Raw genomic sequence first — 22,532 nt, forward strand, 5'->3', positions numbered from 1 at the left:
ATGCGGGTCTTGAAGGTGGTTTGCGCCGCGGCGCTCGCCCTGGGGCTGGCCGGCGCGGCCCTGTGGTTCTTCCGCTTCGACCTGATCATCCTCTATGCCCGCGCCCAGCAGCCGAAGATCGAGTCCTATCGGCCGGTGTCGTGGAACGAAGGACCTCCGGCGCCGGCGCCGACGGCCGAGCGACCGCCGAACGTCGTGTTCATCCTCGCCGACGACCTCGGCTACAACGACATCACCCTGAACGGCGGCGGCGTGGCGGGCGGCGCGGTCCCGACCCCGGCGATCGATTCCATCGCGCGTCAGGGCGTCACCTTCGCCAACGGCTACGCGGGCAACGCCACCTGCGCGCCGTCGCGGGCGGCGATCATGACCGGCCGCTACGCCACGAGGTTCGGCTTCGAGTTCACCCCGACGCCCGTGGCCTTCTCGCGCGTGGTCGGGGGTCATTCCGGAGACCCTCTGCATCCCTCGCGTTTCAACGCCGCCGAGGTCAAGAACGCGCCCAAGGACGACAGCACCGAGGCCGTGCCGCCGACCGAGGTGACCATCGCCGAGGCCCTGAAGACGCGGGGCTATCACACGGTGCATCTGGGCAAGTGGCACCTGGGCGGGATCAAGGGTTCGAGGCCCGAGGACCAGGGCTTCGACGAGAGCCTGGGCTTCATGGCCGGCGCCTCGCTGTTCGCGCCGGTGGGCGACGCGTCCGTCGTGGAGTCCCGCCAGGACTTCGACCCGATCGACAAGTTCCTGTGGGGCGCGCTGCCCTATGCGGTCCAGTACAATGGCGGGCCGCTGTTCCACCCGAACGCCTACATGACCGACTACCTGACGGATCAGGCGGTGGCCGCGATCGACGCCAATCGGAACCGGCCGTTCTTCCTCTATCTGGCCTACAACGCCGTCCATACGCCGCTGCAGGCGCCCAAGGTCGACTACGACGCCCTGTCGGGGATCAAGGACCACCGTCTGCGGGTCTATGGCGCGATGGTCCGCAACCTCGACCGCAATGTCGGGCGGGTCCTTCAGGCGCTCAAGGACAGAGGGCTGGACGACAACACCCTGGTGATCTTCACCTCGGATAACGGCGGCGCGAACTATGTGGGTCTGCCGGACCTGAACCGGCCCTATCGGGGCTGGAAGGCGACGTTCTTCGAGGGCGGGATCAAGGTCCCGTTCCTGCTGCGCTGGCCCGCCCAGCTGCCGGCCGGCGCGGTCTATCGCAGCCCGGTCGGTCACGTGGACATCTTCGCCACAGCGGCCGGCGCGGCCGGCGCCCGTCCGCCGGCCGACCGGGTGCTGGACGGCGTCGACCTCGTTCCCTTCGTGAAGGGGCGGGCGGGCGGCGATCCGCACAAGGCGATGTACTGGCGCTCGGGCCGCTACAAGGTGGTGATGGCCGGAGGCTGGAAGCTGCAGGTCGCCCAGGAACCCAATAAGGTCTGGCTGTTCGACCTGGCCGCCGATCCGACCGAGCGTCGCGACCTCTCCAAGGCGCGTCCGGACAAGGTTCGCGAACTGACCGCGATCCTGGCCCAGCTAGACAGCCAGATGGCCAAGCCCGCCTGGCCCTCGCTGCTGTCGGGCGCGATCTATATCGACCATCCGAGCAACCAGTCCCCCAAGCCCAGCGACGAGTACATCTATTGGGACAATTGAAGTCGTCGCTCTCGTCGCTGGCCGGCGCGGTCGTCGTCCTTTCGCTGGCGGCCTGCGGGCCGAAGACGCCCAAGGCGTGTCTGGCCGACGCGCCGATCCCGGATCCCGCGCACCGCGCCGCCGGCATGGTCAGGCTGGCCGGCGGCGAGTTCCTGATGGGCGGCGCGCCGATCCGGCCCGAGGAGGGGCCGCCCGAGAAGGTTCGCGTTCAACCCTTCTGGATCGACCGGACCGAGGTCACCAACGCCGCCTTCGCGCGATTTGTCGCGGCCACGGGCTATCGCACGGTGGCCGAACGTCCGCTCGAGCCCGCCCGCGACGCCCCGTTGTCGGCGGCGCGGCGGCGTCCGGCCTCGCTCGTTTTCGTGGGGGAAAAGGCAGCGAGGTCGGACGATCCTTCACAATGGTGGCGGGTGATCCCTGGCGCCGACTGGCGGCATCCCGAGGGGCCGGGCTCGAGCATCCGGGGCAAGGAAGCCTGGCCGGTCGTCCACATCGCCTGGGAGGACGCCATGGCCTACGCCCGCTGGCTGGGCCGTGACCTGCCGACCGAGGCCGAGTGGGAATACGCCGCGCGGGGCGGCCGGGTCGCCAAGCGCTACGCCTGGGGCGACCAGCCCCAGGACGCCAGGTTTCCGCGCGCGAACACCTGGCAGGGTGTCTTTCCGGCCCAGGATCTGGGCGATGACGGCTTCAAGGCGCGGGCCGCGCCCGTCGGCTGCTTCCCGCCCAACGGCCATGGCCTCTGGGACATGGCGGGTAATGTCTGGGAGTGGACCAAGGACTGGTTCAAGCCAGGCTTGGAGCCCGCCAGCGTGATCGAGACCGGCGGACCACCCGAGGTCCGCGCCCTCGATCCCGACGAGCCGAACGTGGCCAAGCACGTGATCAAGGGCGGCTCTTTCCTGTGCGCCGATGACTTCTGTTTCCGCTATCGCCCCGCCGCGCGGACCCCGGGTCCGCCCGACAGCGGCGCCTCGCACATCGGTTTCCGGACGGTGCTGAGGGAGCGCTAGAAGCCCGGCGCCGGCTGGGTGCGGATGTTCAATTGGCCAGCCAGCCCCGCCTTGCGGTGGTGCTCGATCGCGTGCATCTCGGGCGACATCACCATGGCCTGGAAGGCGGCCAGGGACGGGTACTCGGCCAGGGCGACCGCGTCCCACAAGTCCTCGACCTCGCCCAGCAACAGGCCCGTCACCGCGCCGCTGTAGCGGATGCGGCCGCCCAGGCCCTCGACCAGCTTGCTGACCGCCTCGCCATAGCGGGAATAGGCCTCCTTGCCGGAAAGGTGGGCGTCCGAACCGTCCGGATACTGGGCCTTGTCGTGGAACTTCAGCAGGTTGACCATCACGAACGGCCCATCCTCCGGCGCGCCGAAGAATTCGCTGACCTGGGGAGCCTCGGGGAAGACGGCGTTGACGACCTTCACGCGACCGCCTCCGGCTGGGGCAGGGACGCGACGACCTCGTCCAGCAGGGCGGCGATCTCGGCGGGGGCGTCCTCCTGGATAAAGTGTCCGCCCTTCAGGGTCACGTGCTTGGATTTCTGGGTCGCCGGCACCCGGGCCTGGAAGATCGCCTCGCCGCCGCGCGTGATCGGATCGCTGTCCGAGAAGGCGGTCAGGAACGGCTTGTCGAAGCGCTCGAACACCTTCCAGGCCGCCTCGTTCTCGGCGATCGAGGCGTGCTCGGGCGTGATCGGCACCAGGGCCGGGAACTGCCGGGCGCCTTCCTTGTAGCGCTCGTCCGGGAAGGGCGCGTCATAGGCGGCGCGCTCGGCGTCGGTGAGATCGCGCGCGGTCCCGCCGTTCAGGATGAAGCCGATGGGTAGCTCCGGGACGTTCTGGCTAAAGTTCAACCAGGCCTCGAAGCCCTCGGTCTTGCCCTGGCCGATCGGCATGCCGGTGTTGGAGACGACCACCGCCGCGAAGCGCTCGGGGAAGGCCGCCACCAGCCGCAGACCGATCAAGCCGCCCCAGTCCTGGCAGAACAGGACGATGTCCTTGAGGTCGTTGCGGACGAGCCAGTCGCTCATCCAGGCCACGTGCCGCTCGTAGGTGTAGTCGGCGCGCGAAGCCGGCTTATCCGAACGGCCGAAGCCGACCAGGTCGGGCGCCACCGCGCGGCGACCTCGGGCGACCAGGTCGGCGATGATCTTGCGATAGAGATAGGCCCAGGACGGCTCGCCATGCATCAGCAGGATGGGGCGCTGACCACGCGGGCCCTCATCGACATGATGGACGCGCAGGCGCGTTCCGTCGGCGTCCGTGATCTCGGTATAGCGAGGCGGGTAGGGCCAATCGGCCAGTCCCTCGAACCGCGCGTCCGGCGTTCGCAGCACCTCCATGGCGTCTCTCCCTTCGCATTCCTCGTTTGTATTGACATAATGAGTGTCACTATCTCGCCCGCTGTCAAGAAGGACCGCGCGCGTTGCCGGGTAGCGGTCGCCGCCGGCGGACGCTAAGCAGGAGAAAGGAGGGTCTCGGACTTGGATCGCGCGCGCTATCTTCTGCCTCATCCCGCCACCGCCGAGCCGTCCGCCGATGGCCGACGCCGGCGCGGGGAGGACAGTCGCGCCCGCATCGTTCGGGCGATGCTGGACCTGGTGAGCGAAGGTTTTATTTCGCCTTCGGCCGAACAGGTGGCGGCGCGAGCGGAAGTGGGGCTGCGCACCGTTTTCCGGCACTTCAAAGACCTTGAGAGCCTGTATGGCGAGATGTCGGGCGTCATCGAAAACGAGCTGGTCACCTTGGCCGACACCCCGTTCAAGGCGGTCGCCTGGCGCGAGCGCGTGCTTGAGCTGGTCGAGCGTCGGGGCTGGGCCTACGAGCGTATCGCCCCTTTCAAGCGGGCTTCCGAGGTGCTTCGCCATCAGTCCGAGACGCTGGCCCTCGACAACGCCAGGTTCGTCGCCGGGACGCGCGAAATCCTGAGGCGCGAACTGCCGGCCCATCTGGCCGCGGACCGTGATGTCTTCGAGGCGATCGATCTGCTTCTGAGTTTCGACGCGTGGCGGCGTCTGCGCCAGGACCAGGAGCTTTCGCCGCTGGCCGCCAAGGAAGTCCTTCAGAAAACGATCTCGGCGCTGCTGGATCGGCTGGGCGTCTAAGCCTTCCGCGCGGGAGAAGGGGCCGGCCGGAGCTGCTCAATTCTCCGGCCGGCGGACTCCCGACCGTAAGGGATGATCGGTGTCCTTGCCAAATAGGGACGCCGCCGCGCGCGGACATCCTCCATCCCTTTTCGGACAGTCGCTTGAATTTCGACGCCCCATTCGTTCAAGCCCAGCGCCAAGCGTCCTGACACGGTGTGTCAGCAGCGCGAGCCCGCGCCGCTTGCCAGCGGAGGTTGGAACGCCGAAGTTTCGCGGACGTTGTCGTCGCCTGGGCCGGCAGGCGCGCCACCTCCCAAGGAGTTCCCATGACCCCCGACGATCTGCCCGTCATCGATCTGGCCGACGTCGAGGCCCCGGCCGCGATAGAGCGCTATCGCCGGGTGCGTCGGCGCACCGAGATCCTAGCGGCGCCGTTGTCGCCCGAGGACCAGTCCGCCCAGTCCATGCCGGACGCCAGCCCGACCAAGTGGCACCGCGCCCACACCACGTGGTTCTTCGAGACCTTCCTGCTGACGCCGTTCCTGCCGGGCTACGCCGTCCACGACCCCGACTACAACTATCTGTTCAATTCCTACTACGAGGCGGTCGGCCCAAGGCAGCCCCGGCCTCAACGCGGCCTGCTCACGCGCCCGTCGGCCCAGGCGATCGGCCTCTATCGCGCGCATGTCGATACGGCGATGGAGCGGCTCCTGGCGGGACCGCTCACGCCCGAGATCAGCGAACGTCTCGAGCTTGGCCTGGCGCATGAGGAGCAGCACCAGGAACTGATCCTGATGGACATCCTTCACCTGTTCGCCCAGTCGCCGCTTAGCCCCGCCTATCAGGCCGGCGCGCCCGCCCATCGCGGTGACCATGGACCGCAGCGCTTCCATCGCTTCGCGGGCGGACTGGTCGAGATCGGGGCCGAGGAGACGGGTTTCGCCTTCGACAACGAGCGCCCCAGGCATCGCGCCTATGTCGCGCCGTTCCGCCTGTCGGATCGCCTGGTCACGAACGGCGAATGGATCGCCTTCATCGAGGCTGGCGGCTACCAACGCGTCGACCTTTGGCTCTCCGAGGGCTGGGCGAAGGCCCGGGAGGAGGACTGGAGCGCGCCGGCCTATTGGCGGCGGGAGGCGGACGGGACCTGGACCACGATGACCCTGCGGGGGCGCCTGCCGGTCGACCCGTCGGCGCCGGTGCTCCATGTCAGCTACTACGAAGCCGCGGCCTACGCCGCCTGGGCCGGACGGCGGCTGCCGACCGAGGCCGAGTGGGAGGCCGCCGCCACCGCCTCGGGCGACACGGGCTTGCGCCAGCTCTTCGGGGCGGCCTGGCAGTGGACCTCCAGCGCCTACGCCGCCTATCCGGGCTTCAAGCCGGGAGCGGGCGCCCTGGGCGAGTACAACGGCAAGTTCATGGTCAACCAGATGGTCCTGCGAGGCGGTTGCGAGGCCACGCCGCCGGGTCATTCGCGCGCGACCTACCGAAACTTCTTCCATCCGGACCGGCGGTGGATGTTCGCCGGCGTGCGCTTGGCCGATGACGATCGCCTCGTTGAAGTGAAGCCCGCGAACGCATTCCTGGACGAGGTGATCGCGGGCCTGTCGGCGACGCCCAAGACCCTGCCGGCCAAGTATTTCTACGACGCCGAGGGCTCGCGGCTGTTCGAACAGATTTGTGAGCTGCCGGAATACTACCTGACCCGGACCGAGACGGCCCTGCTACGCGAGATCGCTCCGGAGATCGCCGCGCGCATTCCGGACGGCGCGGCCCTGGTCGAGTTCGGCAGCGGCGCCAGCACCAAGACCCGCATCCTGCTCGACGCGGCCCCTCGGGTGGCGGTCTACGCGCCGATCGACATCAGTCCCAGCGCCCTCGACGAAGCCGCGGCCAGCTTGCGGAAGGACTATCCCTCTCTGACCATCGCGCCCTTGGTCGAGGACTTCACCAAGGCGCTAGCGCCCCCGGATGGCGCGCGCGGCCGTCCGCTGGTCGGCTTCTTCCCCGGCTCGACGATCGGCAATTTCGCGCCGGAGGAGGCAGAGGCCCTGCTGCGGGGCGCGCGGAGGCTGCTGGGCGAGGGGGCCATGTTCGTGGTCGGCGCCGACGTCGCCAAGGACCCTTCGGTGCTGATCCCGGCCTATGACGATGCGCGAGGCGTGACGGCGGCCTTCAATCGCAACGTGCTGGTCCATATCAACCGGGAACTGGACGGAACGTTCGACCCCGCCGCCTTCGCCCATCGGGCGATATGGAACGCCGAGGAGAGCCGGATCGAGATGCATCTGGAGAGCGTCCGCGACCAGATCGTCATGGTCGGCGACCATGGCTTCCGCTTCGCCAGGGGCGAAACGATCCACACCGAGAACTCCTATAAGTACAAGCCGGAGGCGTTCGACGCGATCGCTCGCCGCGCGGGCTGGACGGTGGCCCGGCGTTGGATCAGCTCGGAGCCGACCTTCGGCGTCTACCTGCTGACGGCCTGACGAGCCAGGGGCGACGCGGACGCGAAAAAGCGCCGGTTCCGAGGGTGTCGGAACCGGCGCGCTCGAACCGCGGTTCGATCAATTAGATGCCGCGTTCGCCGGGGCGGCCGCGCGAGGAGGACCCGCCCTTGCGACCTGCGTTGGCGGCTAGGTCTCGATCCTTGGCGAAGCTGCGCTTTTCGCTGGGCACGCTTGCTCCGCCCTTCCTGGCGATCTCGCGCCGGCGTTCCGGGTCCATGGCGGCGAAACCGCGACGACCGCGGGGACGTTCGCTATCGGTGTCCATCTGGGGCTCCTAGTCGGGACTGGTCACAGGCGGTACGGGCGAGGTCGCGACGCTATAGGGACGGTCGTCCCCGGGATCGACCGGCGGCGAGGTAGGGGGCTCCTCGACGGGGATGACGCCGGGCTCGTACTCGGGCGGTTTGGGCTCGGTCGGAGGCGGGGCGTCGGGGTCGGTCATATGTGTCGTTTCCTGCGCGTTCCGGTGAAGTAACCAGCGAACACGCTTTCGGTTCACCATTAAGTCGCACTAATTACGCCGGGCCGGGAATGTTTCGGCCCTAAGGAGTCGCCTGAGAATGCCCCGCAACACCAAGCAGATGCTGCCTCGCGCCCTGTCGCATTGGCGTCTGGCGGTCGCTCTCGCGATCGGGATAGTCGTCTGGATAACGGCGAACTATTTTGGCGCGCCGCGTGGAGCGCGCCTGTTGCTGGCCTGGGATAGCGCGGCCTTGGTCTATCTATTGACGATGTGGACGCTGTTCATCCGCTCCGACGAGGCCAAGCTGAGATCGCGGGCGGCCCTCTATGACGAGGGCGTGCCGGTGCTGATGCTGATCGTGCTGACCGCCATCGCCGCCAGCCTCGGCGCGGTGGTCGACGCGATGATCGTCGTCAAGGACGCGCCCAGCGGCGCCAAGGCCACCATCATCGGCTGCGCGATGGCGACGCTGATCCTGTCGTGGCTGGTGCTGCAGACCGTGTTCGTCCTGCACTACGCGCACCGCCATTTCGGAGCCGGCGGGGACAAGGGCGGCATCCAGTTTCCGGGAGAACAGCCGACCAGTTACCTCGACTTCGCGTATCTGGCCTTCAGCATCGGCGCGACGTTCCAGGTGTCGGACAACAGCATCCTGACCTCGAAGCTGCGCCGGCTGGTCACCACCCACGCCGCGGCCGCCTACTTCTACAACACCGCCGTGCTGGCGCTGGGCATCAACATCATGGGCAGTCTGATTGGCGGCTAGACGCCTTCAGGCGGGCAGGCGCACGCTGGCCCGAAGGCCGCCTTCCGGGCGGTTGACCAGGGTGACGTCGCCGCCGTGCGCGCGGGCGAGGGAGCGGACCACCGCCAAGCCCAGGCCCATGCCGCCCGTCTCGCGATTGCGCGAAGGCTCGCCGCGATAGAACGGCTCGAACACCCGCTCCAACTCGGCCAGCGGCACGCCGGGCCCGTCGTCGTCTATCTCGATGATCGCCATGCCTTCCTCGGCGTAGACCCTGCCGCGCGCGGCGCCGCCGTATTTGAGGGCGTTTTCGACCAGGTTCTGAACAAGCCGCTTCAACGCGACGGGATCGCCTTCGATCACCGTCTTCTCGGCTTGCTCGACCGTGGCGTCGCCGCCCGTCTCGGCGGCCTCGTCCATGACGCTCTCCAGAAGGGAGGCGAGTTCCAGCTTGGTTCGTTCGGCCGGCCGGTTGGTGTCGCGCACGAAGCCCAGGGTGGCGGCGATCATCGCCTCCATCTGGTCGATGTCGGCGGCCAGTTTCGGCCGGATGTCGTCGGGCGCGGCCTCGATGCGGAACTTCAGCCGGGTGAGCGGCGTGCGCAGGTCATGGGCGATCGCCCCCACCATGGCCGTACGGTCCTCGACGTACCGTCGCAGGCGCTCCTGCATCATGTTGAAGGCCGAGGCCGCGGCGACCACCTCGGTCGAGCCGGAGAGGTTCAGGGGCGGCGTGCGCGGGTCCTTGCCCAGCCGCTCCGCGGCGTCGGCGAAGGCGGTGATCGGCTGGGACAGGCGGCGGGCGAACAGCCAGGCCAGCGGCGTCACGGCGATCACCGACAGCAGCAGGATCAGCAGGATGCGCTGCTGCCAGCTGTCCAGGCGGAAGGTGGGCTTGGGCTCGACCACCAGCCAGCGTCCGTCGCTCTGACGGACCCCGAACTTGAAATCGCCGAAGATCAGCGGCTCGTCCCGAGCTTGGCTACGCGCCCCTGGGGGACCGCCGGAGCCGGGCTCTCGGGCGAAGGGCTCGCGCGGGAGGCGGCCATTGGGAGGCGGTCGCGTCTCGCTCGAGGCGTTGGGAGGATTGACCGGCGTGCGACGGACAAAGAACCGCGGGCCGTTGTCGATCTGCAGCTCGACGCGGTTGACCGGAACGCCGATCGCGCGCGCGATGCCGGCCTTGAAGTCGGCGCGGCGGATGCTGTCGGGGCCGGTGGAGCGCAGGGAGCCTTGCTCCTTGACCACCAGAAGGCGACCGTCGCGGGGCTGGACCGACTGGCCGGTCTTGAGCGCGCGGACGATCTCGGCGGAACGGTAGAATTCCGGTGGCGGCGGCGGCAGGTTGAAGATGACCGCGATCGCGATCAGCTGGGCCGCCACCAGGGTGACGATGACCAGGCCGAGGGCTTGCGCGAACAGCGGCGCGCCGCGCCGAAACATCGTCATGGCGTGCGCACGACCTTGGCGGTGAACATATAGCCCTCGCTGCGGATCGTGCGGATCAGCTCGCCGCCGCCGCCATCGTCCAGCTTGCGCCGCAGGCGGCTGATCTGGACGTCGATGGCGCGGTCGTAGGCGTCGCTGTCGCGGCCGCGGGCGAGGTCCAGCAACTGGTCGCGGGTCAGAACGCGTTGAGGGCGCTCCACGAAGGCGCGCAGCAGCGAGAACTCGCCGCTGGAAAGGTTCACCACCACCGACTGCGGCGAGCGCAGCTCGCGACGGACGAGGTCCAGCCGCCAGCCGGCGAACTCACAGGCCGCGCCCATGGCGTCGTCGACCGCGCGGGGTTCTTGGCGTCGGCGCAGCACGGCCCGGACCCGCGCCAGCAGCTCGCGCGGATTGCACGGCTTGGGCAGGTAGTCGTCGGCGCCGAGTTCGAGGCCGACGATCCGGTCCGTCTCCTCGCCCATGGCTGAAAGCATGATGATGGCGGGACCATCGGTGGCCGAGGAGAGGCGGCGGCAGATCGCCAAACCGTCCTCGCCGGGCAGCATGACGTCCAGCACCACGAGATCGATCGGACCGTGCGCCAGGATCTGTTCCATGGTGCGGGCGTCCTGCGCCGTCTCCACGGCGTAGCCGTGTCGCGAGAGGAAGTCGGACACCACGTCGCGGATGCCGGGATCGTCATCGACGATCAGGATGCGGGGCGCCGCGCCCCGGGGAGCGTCTGGATCGCCTTGGAGGGTGTTCTGGGCATTTTCCATATGCGCTCTCCTGTCACGGGCCCGTCACGCTCTGATTTCACCTCTGCAACAGGGGTGCAACCCTAGCGTGGCATCCAGAACCGCGCCGGCCGCCGTCCCCCCAACTAGCGGCTTCCGGCGTTTGGGACCCGGTTCGCTTCTCCCCCCCCTTTGCGAACCGGGTCCGCCTGATCCTAGCCGGGCGAATGGTTCTCCGGCGCGTGGTAGCGCGCGCCTTGCGCCTTCATGGCCGCCACCGCGCGGTCGCCGACGAATGGATTGCTCCGACGCTCGGCGCCAAAGCTGGACATCGGCCCGTGACCCGGCACGAAGCGAACGTCGTCGCCCAGCGGCCAGAGCTTCTGGGTGATCGCGTCGATCAGGTCCTGATGGTTGCCCATCGGAAAGTCGGTCCGACCGATCGAGCCCTGGAAAAGCACGTCGCCGACCTGGGCGAACTTGGTTTCGCGGTGGAAGAACACCACGTGGCCCGGCGTATGACCGGGGCAGTGCAGGACCTCGAACTCGGTCTCGCCCAGCGTGACCTTGTCGCCGTCATTCAGCCAGCGGTCGGTGACGAAGATGCGAGCCTCGGGCATGCCGTACATCTCGCCGCTTTGCTGGATGCGGTCGATCCAGAACTGGTCCGCCTCGTGCGGGCCCTCGATCGGGACACCGGTGCGGGCCTTCAGCTCGGCCGCGCCGCCGGCGTGGTCCATGTGGCCATGGGTGATCCAGATCTTCTCCAGAGTCAGGCCCTTGTCGGCCAACGCCTTCAGCAGCCGGTCGACCTCGCCGCCCGGATCGATGATCGCGGCCTTCATCGTCTTCGCGCACCAGACGATCGTGCAGTTCTGTTGCAGCGGCGTGACCGGCGCGATCATGGCGGCGATGGGCATGGCGTCACTCATCGAGGCGACCTCCAAGGAAAAAGGGCGGGAGCCGAAGCGCCCGCCCTTTTGACCTAAAGCCTATCGGCTCAAGATCAAGCCAAGCCTGTTAGTCGCGCTCTTCCTTCGAGCCCGGCGCCGGAGCGCCAGGCATCGGCGCGACGGCGGTGGGCGGGGCGTCCTCGGCCAGTTCCGGGACGTCCGTGATGCCGCGACCGACATAGCTCTTGCGATAGCCGTAGGCGAAGTACAGCACGAGGCCGATCGCCGACCAGACCGGGAACAACAGCTTGGCGTCGTGCGGCAGGAAGAAGAACAGCACCACGGTGCCCGCGGCGGCCACCGGCGCGATGACCCAGACCAGCGGGGTCCGGAAGGGACGAGCGCGGTCGGGTTGCTTCACGCGCAGCATCATGACGGCGATCGACACCATCAGGAAGGCGAACAGGGTGCCCGAGTTCGAGATGTCCGCCAGCTTGCCGACCGGCAGGAAGGCCGCGGCGAAGGTGACGCCGACGCCGGTGATCATCGTGACGATGTGCGGCGTCTTGAACTTCGGGTGCACCTTGGACAGCACCGGCGGCAGCAGGCCGTCGCGCGACATCACGAAGAAGATGCGGGTCTGGCCGTAGATCATCATCAGGATGACCGAGGGCAGGGCGATGCCGGCCGCCAGGCCGATGAACTTGCCGACCATCGGGTGGCCAAGCTCGCGCATCACGTGGGCCAGGGCCTCCTTCGAGCAGACCAGCGGCATCTTGCCCGCGCCGCTCAGGGTCGAGCATTGCTCGGCCAGCATGACCGATCCCGGGGCCAGGGCTTCGCCGCCCGGACCGAAGACGGGCTGAGCGCCGTAGGCGCCGATCGCGCCAGCCGCGACCAGCATGTAGAAGATCGTGCAGATGATCAGCGAACCGATCAGGCCGATCGGGATGTTCCGCTGCGGGTTCTTGGTTTCCTCGGCGGCGGTCGACACGGCGTCGAAGCCGACATAGGCGAAGAAGATCGAGGCCGCGGCCGCGACGACGCCCGTGGAGCCCAGCGGCGCGAACGGCTTGAAGTTATCGTCATTGATGACCGGCAGCGCCAGCCAGATGAAGGCCACCAGGGCCGCGACCTTCACGATCACCAGGACCGAGTTGACGGTGGCGCTTTCCTTGGTGCCCAGGATCAGCAGGCCGGTGACGGCCAGCGAAATGACGATCGCGGGCAGGTTCACGATGCCGCCGGCGTACGGGCCGGCCGTTAAGGCGAGGGGCAACTGGACGTGTAGCGAAGCTTCGATCAAGCCCACCATGTAGCCCGACCAGCCGACGGCGACCGCGGAGGCGGCCACGGCGTACTCTAGGATCAGGGCCCAGCCGACCAGCCAGGCGAAGAACTCGCCGAGCACGGCGTAGGAATAGGTGTAGGCGGAGCCCGAGACGGGAACCATGGAGGCCAGCTCGGCATAGCAGAGAGCGGCCACGGCGCAGACGAAACCGGCGATGATGAAGCTGACCATCATGCCCGGACCGGCCTTCTGAGCCGCCTCGGCGGTCAGAACGAAGATGCCGGTGCCAATGATACCGCCGATGCCCAGCATGGTGAGCTGGAAGGCGCCGAGCGACCGGTGCAGGGATTTCTTCTCGGCCGTCGCTAGGATCGCATCAAGCGATTTTACGCGCCACATAGTTCCTCCTGAATAGGCAAGACTCCCCCGGGGGTCGCCTTTGGAAAATTTTGCGGACCGTGACCCTTTTATGAGCATGGGGTCAAGGCCAAGCGGTGGAAGCGCGTAAATGTTCTCCGGCGGCCTGACTAGTCCAGAGATGCTTGGCGCGAAGCGGCGCGGCCAGTAAAGCGGGCGCGATGTTGCCCATTTTCGAGGCCCTTCCGGCGCTGAAAGGCGCCCTGAACGCGCGGGAGAGCGCCGTTCTCGTCGCCCCGCCGGGCGCGGGCAAGACCACGGCCGTCCCGTTGGCGCTTTTGGAAGAGCCTTGGGTTCAGGGTCGCAAGCTGATCGTGCTGGAGCCCCGTCGCCTGGCCGCGCGCGCCGCCGCCGCCCGCATGGCCGCCAATCTGGGCGAGTCCGTCGGCGAGACGGTGGGCTTCCGGGTGCGCCTGCAATCCAAGGTCTCGGCCAGGACGCGGATCGAGGTCGTCACCGAGGGTGTCTTCACGCGGATGATTCTCGACGACCCGGGTCTGGACGGGGTCGCCGCCGTGTTGTTCGACGAGTTCCACGAGCGCAGCCTCGACGCCGATCTCGGCCTGGCCTTCGCGCGCGATGTCCAGAGCGTGCTGCGCGACGACCTGCGCCTGCTGGTGATGTCGGCGACGCTGGACGGGGCGCGAATCTCGTCGCTGCTGGCCGACGCGCCGATCGTCGAGAGCCAGGGCCGGATGTTCCCGGTCGACACCCGCTATCTGGGCCGCGACGAGCGTCAGCGGCTGGAGGAGCGCGTCGGCCGCGCCGTCGAGCGGGCCCTGGCCGAGGAGAGCGGATCGGTCCTCGTCTTCCTGCCGGGGCAGGGCGAGATCCGCCGGACCGAGAGCTGGCTGAACGAGCGCCTTCGCCGCGCCGACGTCGACGTCGCGCCGCTCTTTGGCGCGCTCGAGCCCGCCGCCCAGGACCGCGCCATCTCGCCGTCGCCGCCCGGCCGCCGCAAGGTGGTGCTGGCGACCTCGATCGCCGAGACCAGCTTGACCATCGAGGGCGTCCGGGTGGTGATCGACGCCGGCCTGGCCCGCGTGCCGCGCTACGATCCGGCCTCGGGTATCACGCGGCTTGAGACCGTGCGCGTCAGCCGCGCCGCCGCCGACCAGCGCCGAGGGCGCGCCGGCCGGACCGAGCCGGGCGTCTGCTACCGCCTGTGGGACGAGCCCGAGACCCGCGCTCTGCCGGCCTTCGCCCGGCCGGAGATCCTGGAGGCGGACCTGTCGCGCCTGGCCTTGGATCTCGCCCGCTGGGGCGCGCGGGACGCTGGCGGCCTGACCTTCCTCGATCCGCCGCCGGCCGCCGCCTTCGCCGAGGCGCGGGGTCTGCTGACGCGCATCCAGGCGCTGGACGCCCACGGCGACCTCACGGCCCACGGCAAGGCGCTGGCCGAGATGCCGCTGCCGCCGCGTCTGGCGCATATGGTCGTACGCGCCGCCGCCTCCGGTCAGGCGCGCGAAGCGGCCGAGGTCGCCGCGGTGCTGACCGAGCAAGGGCTGGGCGGCAAGGACGTCGACCTGCGTCGGCGGCTGGAAAACCTGCGCCGCGATCGCTCGCCGAGGGCGCGCGACGCCATGGCCCTGGTCGAGCGCTGGGCTCGCGCGGCGGGGCGGGCATCCGGCGCGAAGGAGCTTGAGGTCGGCCTGATGCTGGCCGAGGCCTATCCCGAGCGCGTCGCCAAGGCGCGCGGCAAGGCGGGTGAGTTCCAGCTGGCCGGAGGACGCGGGGTGTATCTGGAGCCGACCGATCCCCTGGCGCGCGAGCCCTGGCTGGCGGTGGGTGAACTGGGCGGGGGCGACAGCCGCGACCGCATCCTGCTGGCCGCCGCCGTCGAGGAGACCGAGCTGCGCGAGGCCTTCGCCGACCGCCTGATCGCCGAGGATCGCCTGGAGACCTCCGGCGGCAAGGTGCGCGCCAAGCGTCTGCTGCGGCTCGGCCGGCTGGTGCTGGAAGAGCGGCTGATCGAGAATCCCGACCCGGCGATGATCGCCGGCGCCTTGATGGATCAGGTTCGCGCCGAGGGGCTGTCGGCGCTGCGCCTGGGCGAGCGGGGCAGGGCGCTTTTGGACCGCGTGGCCTTCCTACGCGACGTCGACGGCGATGACTGGCCCGATCTGTCGGAGAGCGCCCTGATCGAGCGCCTCGACGAGTGGTTGGAGCCCCTGCTGGCGGGGCGCTCGTCGCTGTCCAGTCTGGACGAGGGGACGCTGCACGACGCCCTGAAGACACTGGTCCCCTGGGACCTGCAGCGGAAGATGGACGCGCTGCTGCCCGCGCGCTTCGAGGCGCCGACCGGCAACACCTTCGCCATCGACTATTCCGCTGAAGGAGGACCTCGCGTCGAGGTGCGGGTCGGCGAACTCTATGGCCTGGCCGAGCATCCCAGCGTGGCTGGCGGCAAGGTCCCGCTGACGCTGGCCCTGCTCTCGCCCGCCCACCGCCCGATCCAGATCACCAAGGACCTGCCGGGCTTCTGGAAGGGCTCGTGGCGCGAGGTGAAGGTCGAGATGAAGGGGCGGTATCCGCGGCACGTGTGGCCGGATGATCCGGCCAGCGCCGCGCCGGTGACAAGGGCGAAGCCGCGAGGGACGTGAGGGGGCTGACGGGCAAATCCTCCCCCTAGCGGGGGAGGTGGCCCAGAGGGCCGGAGGGGGCGAGCTCGGCTTTCAAGGCGCTAGCCCCCTCAGTCGCTCCGCGACAGCTCCCCCGCATCGCGGGGGAGCAACTTTGATGGCCCTACCCCGTCACCGTGTAGATCATGATCCCGGTCGCCACGGACAGGTTCAGGCTGTCGGCTCGTCCGCGCATCGGGATCTTGACGTTCACGTCGCACGCCGCCGCCAGCTCGGGCGGCAGGCCTTGCTGCTCGTTGCCCATCAGGATCAGCGACGGCTTCACGTAGTCGGCGGACTTGTGGTCGACGGTGGCGGTCAGCAGCGTGCCGACCACGCTGCCCGGCCAGGTTTCGCGCCAGGCCAGGAACTCGGGGATCGTCGCCTTGGCGATCTTTACGGCGAAGATCGAGCCCATGGTCGCGCGGACGCCTTCGACCGAATAGGGATCGACGCAGTCGCCAACCAGGATCACCCCGCCGCAGCCGGCCGCGTCGGCGGTGCGGATCACGGTGCCGAGGTTGCCGGGGTCGCGAACGGCCTGCATGGCCACCCAGCACGGCGCGCTCTCGGGGACGATGGCCGCCAGCGGCGTGAACACTTGGCGGAACACCGCCACGACCGCCTGCGGGTTGTCGCGGCGCGAGACCTTCTCAAGGATTTCGCGATTGACCTCAATGACTTCGCCGCCAGCCTTGAGGCACGCCGCGACGGCCTTCTTCAGCATCGGATGGTCGGCGGCGTCGGGGCCGTACATGACGATCTTGGGGGCGTGGCCGCAGTCGATCGCCTCGATGACGATCTTCAGGCCCTCGGCCAGGAACAGGCCGCTCTCCTCGCGCTCCTTGCGCATGTGCAGGGCGCGGACGGCCTTGACGGTCGCGTTGGTCAGGGAGGTGACGGTCTTGGTGCTCATGTCCCTCAGCCTTCAGACGACCAGCGGGCGAAGAACGACAGGCCGATCTGGCGGTCGCCCTTGTCCTCGACCAGCGAGAGCTCGCCCCAGTCGATGACGCCGCCCCGGCCTTCCAGCTCCTGGGCCAGCAGGCCCGACATCGCCGCGCCCGAGACGCGGGCGGCGTAGGCGTTCATCAGCAGGAACGAAGCGTCTTCGCCGAGCAGGGCGGCGACATCGCGGGTCAGGCCGGCCAGGTCCTCGAACAGGCGCCAGACCTCGCCGTCGGCGCCGCGGCCGAACTTGGGCGGGTCCAGGATGATCCCATCATAGACATTGCCGCGCCGAACCTCGCGGGCGACGAACTTGCGGGCGTCCTCGACGATCCAGCGGATGGGCTTTTCGGCGAGGCCGGCGAAGGCGGCGTTCTCGCGCGCGAAGCCGACGGATTTCTTGGAGGCGTCGACATGGGTGACCGCCGCGCCCGCCGCCGCGCAGACCAGCGAGGCCACGCCGGTATAGCCGAACAGATTCAGGATCTTGGGCTGGCGGCCCGAGGCCTTGGCGAAGGCGCGCACGCGCTCGTCCTGCCAGGCCCAGTTGGCGGCCTGCTCAGGGAAGAAGGCCAGGTGGCGGAAGGGCGTGAACTGACCGTGGAACTTGGCGTCGCCCCAGGCCAGGGGAAACTTCTCGATCGGCTTGCCCTTGAAGCGCCAGCGGCCCGCCTCGTCCTCGTCGGTCGGATCGAACACGGCGTCGGCGTTGTCCCAGACCTTCGCGTCCAGGCGCGGCGCCCAGAAGCACTGCGGCTCGGGACGCACGACCGTGTAGCGGCCGTAGCGCTCCAGCTTCTTGCCGTGGCCGCTGTCCAGCAGGGCGTAGTCCGCCCAGCCGGTGGTGCGCATGACGATGGGGGCGGGAGCGATCTTCGGAGCCATCGCCCGCCCATACCTTCTTACAGCCGGACCCGTCCAGAGCGCGGCGCGTGCTGGGTCTTGTCCCAGCGGTGCGGATCGGTGACGAACTGGGCCAGCGCCCGGGCCGCGGCGACGCTCTGCAGCAGCCAGTAGAAGGGCATGCCGAAGAGGTGCAGGGCCTTGGGCTGTCCGCCCGCCCTCATCATGCCGCGCGCGCCCGCGATCGCCGCCGAGCTCCAACCCAGGGCGTAGAGCACGAGGTCGGCGGCGGGGATGTCGAACCGTGAGTCCGGCCAGTAGTCGATCGCCGCCGCCGCGATCGCGACCGCCATCACCGGACCGTGCATGTGCGAGGACGCCACCGATTGGGCCAGGGTCAGGACCAGCGCCGCGGCTCCCTGGGCTTGGCGGACGACCCGCCCGCGCGAATGGACAGCCAGCGTCTGCATGTGCCCCTTGATCCACCGGGCGCGTTGCGGGAACCATTGGCGCCAGGTGGTGGGCGCGGTCTCCCAGGTCGGCTTGGAGATGACGCCCAGCGTGTAGCCGGCGGCGGCCAGGCGGAAGCCAACGTCCGCGTCCTCGGTCACGTTGTAGGCGTCCCACGCGCCGATCTCTCGCAAGGGCGCGACCTTGAAGTGATTGCTGGTGCCGCCCAACGGGAAGGCCAGACCCCATTGGGCCAGGGCCGGCAGCAGCACTTCGAAATGGGCGGCGTATTCCAGGCGGAACTGCGAGGGCAGGAAGAGGGAGAAACCGGGATCCTCGATCCGCAGAGGCGCTTGCAAACAGGCGAGACGCGGATCGGAAACGGCGAAGCGGGCGGCGGCTTCGCGCAGTTGTCCTGGATCGGGCATGTCCTCGGCGTCGTAGATCACCACCAGATCGCCGCGAGCTCTCGCCAAGGCGTGGTTGCAGGCGCGAGGCTTGGTCTTGGGCGTTCCTGGCGGCACGACCAGCACCTGGACGAAGGCGGGAAGGTCCAGGGCGCGCGCGGCCGCCAAGGTTTGAGAGTCGTCCGCCTCCAGCACCACCAGCGCTTGGAGCCGATCGCGCGGATAGTCGATCGCCGCCAGGTTTTCGAGCAACTCGCCGACCACCTCGGCCTCGCGGTAGAGCGGGGCGATGATCGTGTAGGCGGGCAGGTCCGCGTCCGCCAGGGGCGGGGGGGATCTTGTGGAGAGCGGCGCGCAAGCGGCCGCTAGCCGCGTCAGGCCGCCCAGCAGGAAGATGGCGAAGAACAGGTGATGGACGCCGACCAGACCGGCGGTTGGCGCCAGGGCCATGGCGACGGCCATCGCCAGCCCGACGGCTCCGATGGTCGCCGCTTGGAGCGGCGTGAGCGAAATGTGAGCGCCATCGCGGTCCGTCGCGAGCGCGAGTTCTTCCGAAGTGCTTGGCTGGGATAGGGGCGCAAGTCCGCCCGCCGGCGCGAACGCCGGGTCCAACCGTCTATCCTCACGCGCCATTATCGCCCCAAGACGCCAGATCGCCTCAACGACGGGGATAACGGTATCTCAACTAAAAAGTGTCAAACGGAAAAATGCGCGTTTTAAGATATTTTCCCTCGACCCAAGATTTTGGAGGCGGACGGTCGTTGCCAACGCACGTTCTTGCGACGGCTGGGTGATTCCCGTTTAGTATCGGGCTGGGGAAATGCAGGGGAAGCCAGGTCCGTGACGGTCGTTCTGAAAAAGCCTCAAAAGTCCGCGCGTAAGCCCAAGGGGGACGGTCACCTGAGGCGCGGTGAAATCCTCGAGGCGGCCGAGAAGATCTTCATCGCCGAAGGCTATTCGGGCGCGACGATCCGCAAGATCGCCGACGCGGTGGGGGTGTCGTCGACGGCGCTCTACATGCACTTCCGCGACAAGGATCAGATTCTGATGGAGATCAGCAACGACGCCATCGAGCGTCTGCTGACCCTGAACACCCAGATCGCCGCCCAACCGGTCGACGCCGTCGCTCGGGTGCGCCTGATGCTGGAGGCGTACATGACGTTCGCCCTCGACAATCCCAACACCTACCAGTTGGTGTTCTGCAGCACCGGCGAGCACATCTCGCAGGACAAGATCTCCGACCTGCTGTCGCTGGGCGACCGCTGTTTCGAGAAGTTCAGCGAGCCGGTTCACCAGATCGCCGCCCAGGGCCGCCTGCGCTCGGGTTCGGCGGTCGAGGCGGCCGAGGTGCTGTGGGCCGGCTGCCATGGCTTGGTGTCGCTGCTGATCACCAAGCCCGAGCGCGGCTGGTCGTCGTCCGAGGGGCTGATGAAGGTGATGCTGGACGGCTTGCTGCACGGCCTGGTCACGGACTGATTTCATGAGCGCCGCCAAGGCCCTGTGCGCCCTCGTGGCGGCGCTGGCGCTCGCGCCGGGTTTGGCCCGGGCGGCTCCTCGCGTGATGTCGCTGGACTCCTGCGCGGACCAGTATGTCCTGGCCCTGGCCCCGCGCGACAGCATCGTCGGCCTATCCTACCGCGCCGTCTCCCGCGACAGCTACATGCGAGACGCGGCCGTCGGTCTGCCTTTGCGGCGCGCCACGTTCGAGAGCCTGGTCACGGCGCGGCCTCAAGTCGTGGTGCGGCTGTGGGGCGGCGACGCGCGCCTTGTCCAGGCGCTGGAGCGGAAGGGCGTGACCACCGTCGCCCTGGACGACGCGGCTGACTTCGATGGCGTCCGCGCCAATGTCCGCAAGGTCGCGACCGCGCTGGACCGCCGCGCCCAGGGCGAGGCAATCGTCGCGCGGATGGACGCCCAGCTGGCTCGGGCGGCCGGGGCGGGGAAGGGCCGTTCCGCGCTCTACCTGACGCCCGGCGGCTTCACCGCCGGCGCGGGCACGCTGATCGACGCCCTGCTGAAGGCGGCGGGCTACGGCAACGCGACCCCGACCCCATACTTCGCGCCGGTGTCGCTGGAAGGGCTGGTGATGCGGCCGCCCGCGGCGGTGGTGCTGGGACTGTTCGACATGGCTCGGGCGGGCGCTGATCGCTGGGGACCCGGCCGCCACGCCGCCCTCCAGCGCGTGGTCGCGACCCGGACTGCCGCCTCGCTGCCGGCCTCGGTGGTCGGCTGTCCGGGCTGGTTCGCCGCCGACGGCGCGCGGATGCTGGCGGAGGCGGCGCGATGAGCCTTCTCCGACTTTGTCTCCTCATGCTGCTGGTCCTGGCGTTGGCGGCGATCGCGGCCGTGGCGCTGGGGGAGACGCCACTGAGCTGGAACCAGTACGTCCAGGCCCTGACCCGACCCGGCTCGTCGCCCGGCGAGGTGTTGTGGACGATCCGCGCGCCGCGCGTCGCCGTCGCGGCCCTGGTCGGCGCGGCCCTGGGCTTGGCGGGCGCGACCATGCAGGGCCTGTTGCGCAATCCGCTGGCCGACCCCGGGGTGCTGGGCGTCTCCGCCGTGTCGGGCCTGGGCGCCGCGATCGCCATCTCGGCCGGCCTCGCCGCCATTCCCGGCGCGATCGAGCTGTCGGCGCTGATCGGCGCGCTCGTCGCCGGCGCGGCCGTCGTGGCGCTGGCCGCGCGGTTCCGCGAGCCCGAGGCCCTGATCCTGTTTGGCGTGGCCCTATCGGCGTTCGGCGGGGCGCTCACCGCGCTGGTCTTCAACCTGTCGCCATCGCCGGTGGCCACGGCCGAGATCCTGGCCTGGCTGATGGGGTCGGTGCAGAACCGCGACGCCGTGGACGCCCTGCGAGCGCTGGTTCCGATGGCGATCGGCGCGGCGCTTTGCGCCAGGGCGGGAGATGGCCTGCGGATGCTGACGCTGGGCGAGGAAGCCGCTCGCATGTCGGCCCTGCCGATGGCGCGGCTGCGGGTCTACGCGGTCGCCGGCGCGGCGCTGCTGACGGGCGCGGCCGTCGCGGCGGCGGGCGTGATCGGCTTTGTCGGCCTGGCCGCGCCGCACCTGGTGCGGGCGGTGGTGCGCGACGATCCCAAACAGATCCTCTGGCCGTCCGCGCTGGCGGGGGCCTTGTTGCTGGTCTTGGCCGACCTCGCCGCGCGGCTGATCCCGACCGAGCAGGAGCTGAAGCTGGGCGTCGTCACCGCGCTCTTCGGCGCGCCCGCGTTCGCCCTCCTGGCCTGGCGCGCGGCCCGGAGCTGGCGGTCATGAGCGCGGTCTGGACCCTCGACGCGGTCAGCGCCCGTCAAGGCGGCAAGAGCGTGCTGGAGACGGCGAGCTTGAGCGTCTCGCCCGGCGAGGTCGTCGGGATCGTCGGCCCAAACGGTGCGGGCAAGACCAGCCTGCTGCGCGCGGGGCTAGGTCTTTTGCCGCTGGCGGCGGGGCAGGCGCTGTTGTCGGGGCGGCGCGTGGGCGCGCTGAAGCCCGACGAGCGCGCGCGCCTGGTCGGCTATCTGCCGCAGGAGCGCCGCGCGGCCTGGAACCTGCCGGCCCGGATGGTCGCGGCGCTGGGGGCGAGCGACCTTTCCGACCCCGAGGCCGACGCCTTGGCGCGCGCCTGCCTGACGCGCGTCGGCGCCGGCGATCTGGCCGATCGTGGCGTGCTCGACATGTCGGGCGGCGAGCGGGCGAGGGTGCTGCTGGCGCGGCTTTTGGCGACCCGCGCGCCGCTCCTGATCGCCGACGAGCCGGTGGCGGGTCTTGATCCCGACGCCCAGCTGCTGACCTTGGACCTCTTGCGCGCCGAGGCCGCGGCGGGGGCGGCCGTGGTGGTGACGCTGCACGACTTGGGTCTCGCCGCGCGGGCCTGTAATCGCGTGGTGGTGGTCTCGCGCGGCCACGTCGTCGCCGACGGACCACCGCGCGAGGCGCTGTCGGGCGCGGTCCTGGCCAGCGTGTTCGGCCTCGACGGCGCGCTCGTCGAGACGTCGGCGGGTCTGGTGCTGGCGGCGCGGCGCGCTTAGTCGCGCCG

General features: G+C 69.4%; 21 protein-coding genes. 10 read left to right on the top strand and 11 right to left on the bottom strand.

Going from position 1 to position 22,532, the window contains the following annotated elements; translation table 11 throughout:
- Entirely contained in the window at positions 1-1,656 is a 1,656-nt protein-coding gene (locus tag J2728_RS07015) for a sulfatase-like hydrolase/transferase (protein ID WP_309997822.1), read from the top strand.
- Positions 1,653-2,672 (top strand): formylglycine-generating enzyme family protein, encoded by a 1,020-nt coding sequence (locus tag J2728_RS07020; RefSeq protein ID WP_404979719.1) that lies wholly within the window; start codon positions 1,653-1,655, stop codon positions 2,670-2,672. Before J2728_RS07015 ends, J2728_RS07020 begins: the two co-directional genes overlap by 4 nt.
- Here the strand turns inward: J2728_RS07020 and J2728_RS07025 are convergent.
- Entirely contained in the window at positions 2,669-3,085 is a 417-nt protein-coding gene (locus J2728_RS07025; RefSeq protein WP_309997826.1) for a DUF1330 domain-containing protein, read from the bottom strand. The genes J2728_RS07020 and J2728_RS07025 overlap by 4 nt on opposite strands.
- Complete coding sequence (locus tag J2728_RS07030; RefSeq protein ID WP_309997827.1) at positions 3,082-4,002, bottom strand: haloalkane dehalogenase; 921 nt, start codon at positions 4,000-4,002, stop codon at positions 3,082-3,084. Before J2728_RS07030 ends, J2728_RS07025 begins: the two co-directional genes overlap by 4 nt.
- Positions 4,003-4,143: 141 nt before the next feature.
- On the opposite strand from J2728_RS07030, the gene J2728_RS07035 reads away from it, so the two are divergent.
- Entirely contained in the window at positions 4,144-4,764 is a 621-nt protein-coding gene (locus J2728_RS07035) for a TetR/AcrR family transcriptional regulator (RefSeq protein WP_309997829.1), read from the top strand.
- A gap of 308 nt (positions 4,765-5,072) precedes the next feature.
- Positions 5,073-7,235, top strand: a complete 2,163-nt coding sequence (gene egtB / locus J2728_RS07040; RefSeq protein WP_309997830.1) for an ergothioneine biosynthesis protein EgtB — start codon at positions 5,073-5,075, stop codon at positions 7,233-7,235.
- 82 nt (positions 7,236-7,317) lie between these two features.
- On the opposite strand, the gene J2728_RS07045 is transcribed toward egtB, so the two are convergent.
- On the bottom strand, positions 7,318-7,521 hold the full coding sequence (locus J2728_RS07045; protein WP_309997832.1) for a con-10 family general stress protein: 204 nt from the start codon (positions 7,519-7,521) through the stop codon (positions 7,318-7,320).
- Positions 7,522-7,530: 9 nt separating this feature from the next.
- On the bottom strand, positions 7,531-7,698 hold the full coding sequence (locus J2728_RS07050; protein WP_309997833.1) for a hypothetical protein: 168 nt from the start codon (positions 7,696-7,698) through the stop codon (positions 7,531-7,533).
- 118 nt (positions 7,699-7,816) lie between these two features.
- On the opposite strand from J2728_RS07050, the gene J2728_RS07055 reads away from it, so the two are divergent.
- Entirely contained in the window at positions 7,817-8,485 is a 669-nt protein-coding gene (locus tag J2728_RS07055) for a DUF1345 domain-containing protein (protein ID WP_309997834.1), read from the top strand.
- 6 nt (positions 8,486-8,491) lie between these two features.
- Here the strand turns inward: J2728_RS07055 and J2728_RS07060 are convergent, their stop codons facing one another.
- The 4 genes from J2728_RS07060 to J2728_RS07075 all read right to left on the bottom strand — a co-directional run bounded on the left by J2728_RS07060 (position 8,492) and on the right by J2728_RS07075 (position 13,215).
- Positions 8,492-9,913 carry an ATP-binding protein gene (locus tag J2728_RS07060; protein WP_309997835.1) on the bottom strand — a complete coding sequence of 474 codons (1,422 nt, stop codon included), beginning with the start codon at positions 9,911-9,913 and terminating at the stop codon, positions 8,492-8,494.
- The gene (locus J2728_RS07065; protein WP_309997837.1) at positions 9,910-10,674 is read right to left on the bottom strand and encodes a response regulator; all 765 of its coding nucleotides are present in this window, start codon (positions 10,672-10,674) and stop codon (positions 9,910-9,912) included. Before J2728_RS07065 ends, J2728_RS07060 begins: the two co-directional genes overlap by 4 nt.
- 173 nt (positions 10,675-10,847) lie before the next feature.
- A complete protein-coding gene (locus J2728_RS07070; protein WP_309997839.1) occupies positions 10,848-11,564 on the bottom strand; it encodes an MBL fold metallo-hydrolase in 717 nt (238 codons plus the stop codon).
- Positions 11,565-11,652: 88 nt separating this feature from the next.
- Complete coding sequence (locus J2728_RS07075; protein WP_309997840.1) at positions 11,653-13,215, bottom strand: amino acid permease; 1,563 nt, start codon at positions 13,213-13,215, stop codon at positions 11,653-11,655.
- Between the two features lie 179 nt (positions 13,216-13,394).
- Between J2728_RS07075 and hrpB the strand changes: the two genes are divergently transcribed.
- A complete protein-coding gene (gene hrpB, locus J2728_RS07080; protein ID WP_309997842.1) occupies positions 13,395-15,836 on the top strand; it encodes an ATP-dependent helicase HrpB in 2,442 nt (813 codons plus the stop codon).
- A gap of 142 nt (positions 15,837-15,978) precedes the next feature.
- On the opposite strand, the gene J2728_RS07085 is transcribed toward hrpB, so the two are convergent.
- The 3 genes from J2728_RS07085 to J2728_RS07095 are packed head-to-tail and all read right to left on the bottom strand — an operon-like array spanning position 15,979 to position 19,135.
- Positions 15,979-16,770, bottom strand: a complete 792-nt coding sequence (locus J2728_RS07085) for a TrmH family RNA methyltransferase (protein WP_309997843.1) — start codon at positions 16,768-16,770, stop codon at positions 15,979-15,981.
- A gap of 5 nt (positions 16,771-16,775) precedes the next feature.
- On the bottom strand, positions 16,776-17,687 hold the full coding sequence (locus tag J2728_RS07090) for an RsmD family RNA methyltransferase (protein ID WP_309997844.1): 912 nt from the start codon (positions 17,685-17,687) through the stop codon (positions 16,776-16,778).
- Between the two features lie 17 nt (positions 17,688-17,704).
- Entirely contained in the window at positions 17,705-19,135 is a 1,431-nt protein-coding gene (locus J2728_RS07095) for a glycosyltransferase (protein WP_309997846.1), read from the bottom strand.
- A gap of 207 nt (positions 19,136-19,342) precedes the next feature.
- Between J2728_RS07095 and J2728_RS07100 the strand changes: the two genes are divergently transcribed.
- From J2728_RS07100 to J2728_RS07115, 4 genes are read left to right on the top strand one after another with little or no spacing between them, the layout of a single operon-like run.
- Positions 19,343-19,978, top strand: coding sequence for a TetR/AcrR family transcriptional regulator (locus J2728_RS07100; RefSeq protein ID WP_309997848.1), 636 nt, complete (start codon positions 19,343-19,345; stop codon positions 19,976-19,978).
- A gap of 4 nt (positions 19,979-19,982) precedes the next feature.
- Positions 19,983-20,789 carry an ABC transporter substrate-binding protein gene (locus J2728_RS07105; protein ID WP_309997851.1) on the top strand — a complete coding sequence of 269 codons (807 nt, stop codon included), beginning with the start codon at positions 19,983-19,985 and terminating at the stop codon, positions 20,787-20,789.
- Positions 20,732-21,772, top strand: coding sequence for a FecCD family ABC transporter permease (locus tag J2728_RS07110; RefSeq protein ID WP_309999417.1), 1,041 nt, complete (start codon positions 20,732-20,734; stop codon positions 21,770-21,772). Before J2728_RS07105 ends, J2728_RS07110 begins: the two co-directional genes overlap by 58 nt.
- Positions 21,769-22,524, top strand: a complete 756-nt coding sequence (locus tag J2728_RS07115; protein WP_309997853.1) for an ABC transporter ATP-binding protein — start codon at positions 21,769-21,771, stop codon at positions 22,522-22,524. The genes J2728_RS07110 and J2728_RS07115 overlap by 4 nt, the downstream gene beginning before the upstream one ends.
- Positions 22,525-22,532: the final 8 nt, after the last annotated feature.

Origin of the sequence: Caulobacter segnis (assembly GCF_031454995.1) — a bacterium.
Taxonomy (GTDB): domain Bacteria; phylum Pseudomonadota; class Alphaproteobacteria; order Caulobacterales; family Caulobacteraceae; genus Caulobacter; species Caulobacter segnis_E.